A 2,027-nucleotide genomic window follows, 5' to 3' on the forward strand; every position below is an offset into this window, starting at 1 on the left:
TCGCGGACGGTCATCCGCAGGGTCGCCGTCCCCGGCCCGACGGCGTCGAGCGCCATGCCGAGGGCCCGGCTGGCGCGGTCGTCCGCCCACATCGCGGCGGCGCTCGCGCGCGCGACCTCCTCCGGAGAGTCCGGTGTCACGCCGTCAGGCTAGAGCCCGTGTCCAGCAACCGCTCGCGCAGGCGGCCGAGGATCCGGTTCAGCAGTCGCGAGACCTGCATCTGGGTGACGCCGATGTCGGCGCCGATCTCCGCCTGGGTGCAGCCGCCGAAGAACCGCAGCTCGAGGATCCGGCGCTCGCGCGGGGTGAGCCCACGCAGGACGGCGTGCAGGGTCACCCGGGCCTCGGCGTCCGCGAACGCCGGGTCGAGCGCGCCGAGCCGGTCGCCGAGGGCGTCCTCGCCCTCGGGTGCCGGCGCGTCCAGCGAGGTGGGGGTGAAGCAGCCGCTCGCGCCGAGGGCGTCGAGGACCTGCTCGAGGTCGACCTCGAGGTAGCGGGCCAGGTCGGAGGGCCGCGGCGAGCGGCCGAGCTCCTGGGCCAGGTCGCTCTCCACCGCGAGGATCCGGGTCTGGAGCTCCTGGATGGACCGGGGCGGGCGCAGCGCCCAGCCGAGGTCGCGGAAGTGGCGGCGCAGCTCACCGCGGATCGTCGGTACGGCGTAGGCGAGGAAGTCGGGCCCGCGCTCCGGGTCGAAGCCCCGGACCGCCTTCACCAGCCCGAGGTAGGCGACCTGCTCCAGGTCGTCGGCGGCGATGCCGCGGCCGCGGTAGCGCCGGGCGCAGTCGCTGGCGACGGCCATGTTCAGCCGGATGATCTCGTCCTCGAGGGCGTGCCGTTCACCGTCGGCGGCGCGGCCCGCCTCCTCGAAGAGGCGGAGGGTGGTCGCTCGCCGGTCCTCCATGCCTTCGACCCTCGCAGCGGGCCCCGGGGCCCGCACCACCCGAAGGGGTGCCCCCCTGGGGGTCGTCAGCGGCCGACGGCCTTCTCGAGCTGCGCCTTGGTCATCGAGGAGCGGCCCTTGATGTTCTTGCGCTTCGCCTCCTCGTAGAGCTGGTCCCGGGTCCGCCCGCCGGACCCGGAGTGCGAGCGGAGGCCGCCGCGGCGCCCGGAGGAGATGTCCTGGGTCGAGGTGCGGCTCTTCTGCTTCGACTCGCCCTGGCGGGCCCGCTCCTTGTTGACGGTGCGGGCGGCGATCTCCTCCGCCTCGTCCTCGCTGCGACCGCGGTCCTCGAGGCCGTCCTTGATGTGCTCGTACTGCCGTTCGCGCTTCTTGCTCCACTGGTTCTGAGGCATGCCCGGGCGGTACCCGGGAGCAGGGCGCCCCATGTCGCCGGATGTCACAGGGCGCGGGCGAGCAGCCCCTGGAGCACGGCGAAGTGCCGTTCGGCGGCGGCTTCGTCGTACATCGAGGTGTCGGCCATCGTGTAGCCGTGCGCGGCGCCCGCGTAGACCTCGTTGAGGTGCGGACGGCCGGCCGCCTGGAGCTCCTGCTCGAGCGCCTCGACCTGCTCGAGCGGCATGGAGCGGTCCTGGTCCGCGTGCCCGAAGGCGTACTCCGCGGTCGACGCCGCGATCGCGAGGTGCGGGCTGTCGGCGGCGTCGGTGACGAGGCCGCCGCCGTGGAAGCCGCCGACGGCGGCCACCGTGCCCGGGAACTGGCCACCGGTGCGGACGGCGAGCCGGGCGCCCATGCAGTAGCCGGTCACGCCGATCGGGCCGTCGCCCGCGTGGTCCTCGAGGGCGCGGACCCACGCCTCGGCGTCGGGTCCGGACCGGTCCGGGGTCAGCGCCGCGACCCGGTCACCGACGCCGGAGGCGAAGAACGCCTCCCGGGCGCCGGGTGCGCGCAGGTCCTCCTGCGGGGCCAGGTCCGCGGCCCGGCCGTCGCGGTAGAAGACGTTCGGCGCGAGGACGACGTACCCCCACGACGCGATCCGGTCCGCCATCTGCTCGATCTGCGGGCGCAGCCCGATCGCGTCGATGTAGAGGAGCACCCCGGGCCGGCCGTCCTCGCCGGTCAGGTACGC

At 74.8% G+C, this 2,027-nt stretch carries 3 protein-coding genes; all 3 read right to left on the reverse strand.

From position 1 onward, the window contains the following. Positions 1–136: 136 nt before the first annotated feature. On the reverse strand, positions 137–901 hold the full coding sequence (locus Q0L15_RS18175; protein ID WP_296605860.1) for a sigma-70 family RNA polymerase sigma factor: 765 nt from the start codon (positions 899–901) through the stop codon (positions 137–139). A 65-nt stretch (positions 902–966) separates the two neighbouring features. Beyond that, on the reverse strand, positions 967–1,293 hold the full coding sequence (locus tag Q0L15_RS18180; RefSeq protein WP_296605861.1) for a plasmid stabilization protein: 327 nt from the start codon (positions 1,291–1,293) through the stop codon (positions 967–969). 44 nt (positions 1,294–1,337) lie between these two features. Beyond that, on the reverse strand, positions 1,338–2,027 hold a 690-nt coding region (locus Q0L15_RS18185; RefSeq protein ID WP_296605862.1), incomplete at its 5' end, for a dienelactone hydrolase family protein.

It is taken from the genome of Nocardioides sp., assembly GCF_024509035.1.
In the GTDB taxonomy this organism is placed as follows: Bacteria; Actinomycetota; Actinomycetes; order Propionibacteriales; family Nocardioidaceae; genus Nocardioides.